Genomic DNA, 3300 nt, shown 5'->3' on the forward strand with positions numbered 1-3300 from the left:
GTCTAATTAGGAGCCTGGCAGTGTCCTACTCTCGCATGGCGAATGCCACACTACCATCGGCGCTACCGCGTTTCACTTCTGAGTTCGGCATGGGATCAGGTGGGTCCACGGCGCTATGGCCGCCAGGCAAAAACTTCATCCGGAAAGCTGACGTGAATAACGACTCTGCCCTTATTGGCTTGTCACTATCACTGAATTAGTTAGTAGTTCGCTTGGTATTTGCTACAAGCCTTAGAACACTTCTTGGGTGTTGTATGGTTAAGCCTCACGGGTAATTAGTATGGGTTAGCTCAACACGTCGCCGCGCTTACACACCCCACCTATCAACGTTGTGGTCTCCAACGGCCCTTTAGGACCCTCAAGGGGTCAGGGATGACTCATCTCAGGGCTCGCTTCCCGCTTAGATGCTTTCAGCGGTTATCGATTCCGAACTTAGCTACCGGGCAGTGCCACTGGCGTGACAACCCGAACACCAGAGGTTCGTTCACTCCGGTCCTCTCGTACTAGGAGCAACTCCCTTCAATCATCCAACGCCCACGGCAGATAGGGACCGAACTGTCTCACGACGTTCTGAACCCAGCTCGCGTACCACTTTAAATGGCGAACAGCCATACCCTTGGGACCGACTTCAGCCCCAGGATGTGATGAGCCGACATCGAGGTGCCAAACACCGCCGTCGATATGAACTCTTGGGCGGTATCAGCCTGTTATCCCCGGAGTACCTTTTATCCGTTGAGCGATGGCCCTTCCATTCAGAACCACCGGATCACTATGACCTACTTTCGTACCTGCTCGACCTGTCCGTCTCGCAGTTAAGCTGGCTTATGCCATTGCACTAACCTCCTGATGTCCGACCAGGATTAGCCAACCTTCGTGCTCCTCCGTTACTCTTTGGGAGGAGACCGCCCCAGTCAAACTACCCACCAGGCACTGTCCGCGAGCCCGATTCAGGGCCCTGCGTTAGAACATCAAACATACAAGGGTGGTATTTCAAGGACGGCTCCACGACAACTAGCGTTATCGCTTCAAAGCCTCCCACCTATCCTACACATGTAGGTTCAATGTTCAGTGCCAAGCTGTAGTAAAGGTTCACGGGGTCTTTCCGTCTAGCCGCGGGTACACCGCATCTTCACGGCGAATTCGATTTCACTGAGTCTCGGGTGGAGACAGCATGGCCATGGTTACACCATTCGTGCAGGTCGGAACTTACCCGACAAGGAATTTCGCTACCTTAGGACCGTTATAGTTACGGCCGCCGTTTACCGGGGCTTCGATCAAGAGCTTCGCTTGCGCTAACCCCATCAATTAACCTTCCGGCACCGGGCAGGTGTCACACCCTATACGTCCACTTTCGTGTTTGCAGAGTGCTGTGTTTTTGATAAACAGTCCCAGCCATCTGGTCACTGCGACTCCCAACTGCTCCATCCGCAAGGGACTTCACTGTCAAGAGCGAACCTTCTCCCGAAGTTACGGTTCTATTTTGCCTAGTTCCTTCACCCGAGTTCTCTCAAGCGCCTTGGTATTCTCTACCCGACCACCTGTGTCGGTTTGGGGTACGATGACTTGTAATCTGAAGCTTAGAGGCTTTTCCTGGAAGCATGGCATCAATGGCTTCACCACCGTAGTGGCTTCGTCTCGTGTCTCAGCGTTGCATCTCCGGATTTGCCTAGAGATACCGCCTACGCACTTTCACCAGGACAACCGTCGCCTGGCCCACCTAGCCTTCTCCGTCCCCCCATCGCAATTACAAGTCGTGCAGGAATATTAACCTGCTTCCCATCGATTACGCCTTTCGGCCTCACCTTAGGGGTCGACTCACCCTGCCCCGATTAACGTTGGACAGGAACCCTTGGTCTTCCGGCGAGGAGGCTTTTCACCCCCTTTATCGTTACTTACGTCAGCATTCGCACTTCTGATATCTCCAGCATACCTCTCGATACACCTTCGCAGACTTACAGAACGCTCCCCTACCACTCACACATAAGTGTGAATCCGCGGCTTCGGTGCCTGGTTTGAGCCCCGTTACATCTTCCGCGCAGGCCGACTCGACTAGTGAGCTATTACGCTTTCTTTAAATGATGGCTGCTTCTAAGCCAACATCCTAGCTGTCTGAGCCTTCCCACATCGTTTCCCACTTAACCAGAACTTTGGGACCTTAGCCGGCGGTCTGGGTTGTTTCCCTCTTCACGACGGACGTTAGCACCCGCCGTGTGTCTCCCGGATATTACTTACTGGTATTCGGAGTTTGCATGGAGTTGGTAAGTCGGGATGACCCCCTAGTCCAAACAGTGCTCTACCCCCAGTAGTATTCGTCCGAGGCGCTACCTAAATAGCTTTCGGGGAGAACCAGCTATCTCCGAGTTTGATTGGCCTTTCACCCCCAGCCACAGGTCATCCCCTAACTTTGCAACGTTAGTGGGTTCGGTCCTCCAGTTGATGTTACTCAACCTTCAACCTGCCCATGGCTAGATCACCCGGTTTCGGGTCTACACCTTGCAACTAGACGCCCAGTTAAGACTCGGTTTCCCTACGGCTCCCCTATACGGTTAACCTCGCTACAAAATGTAAGTCGCTGACCCATTATACAAAAGGTACGCAGTCACCCCGAAGGGCTCCCACTGCTTGTACGTACACGGTTTCAGGTTCTATTTCACTCCCCTCACAGGGGTTCTTTTCGCCTTTCCCTCACGGTACTGGTTCACTATCGGTCAGTCAGGAGTATTTAGCCTTGGAGGATGGTCCCCCCATATTCAGACAGGATGTCACGTGTCCCGCCCTACTCGATTTCACAACAAGGTCGTTTTCATGTACGGGGCTATCACCCTGTATCGCTGGCCTTTCCAGGACCATTCCACTAACTTCCAAGTTGCTTAAGGGCTAATCCCCGTTCGCTCGCCGCTACTAAGGGAATCTCGGTTGATTTCTTTTCCTCGGGGTACTTAGATGTTTCAGTTCTCCCGGTTCGCCTCGTTAAGCTATGTATTCACTTAACGATACCCAGCTTGTGCTGGGTGGGTTTCCCCATTCGGAAATCTGTGAGTAATAGCGTCTCTTACCGACTTCTCACAGCTTATCGCAGGTTAGTACGTCCTTCATCGCCTCTGACTGCCAAGGCATCCACCATGTACGCTTAGTCACTTAACCATACAACCCCAAGAAGTGTCGTCGAAACGACGCGACTTGTTGAAGTACAACAAGGACCAAAATAAATTTTGGTTTTCGCCAAGAAGTTTCCAAAGCACTTGTAACAAATGTTTGAGAACTACTTTTTAAATCAGCTTTCCAGATTGTTAAAGAGCA

2 rRNA genes are annotated in these 3300 nt (G+C 52.1%); both read right to left on the minus strand.

What is annotated here, in order from left to right:
- Nucleotides 1-12: 12 nt before the first annotated feature.
- Nucleotides 13-127: ribosomal RNA gene (gene rrf / locus BN1130_RS19310) — 5S ribosomal RNA — on the minus strand.
- Nucleotides 128-254: 127 nt separating this feature from the next.
- Nucleotides 255-3144 (minus strand): 23S ribosomal RNA (locus BN1130_RS19315).
- Nucleotides 3145-3300 lie beyond the last annotated feature (156 nt).

The sequence above is a fragment of the Aeromonas rivuli genome (assembly GCF_000820045.1).
Lineage (GTDB): Bacteria > Pseudomonadota > Gammaproteobacteria > Enterobacterales > Aeromonadaceae > Aeromonas > Aeromonas rivuli.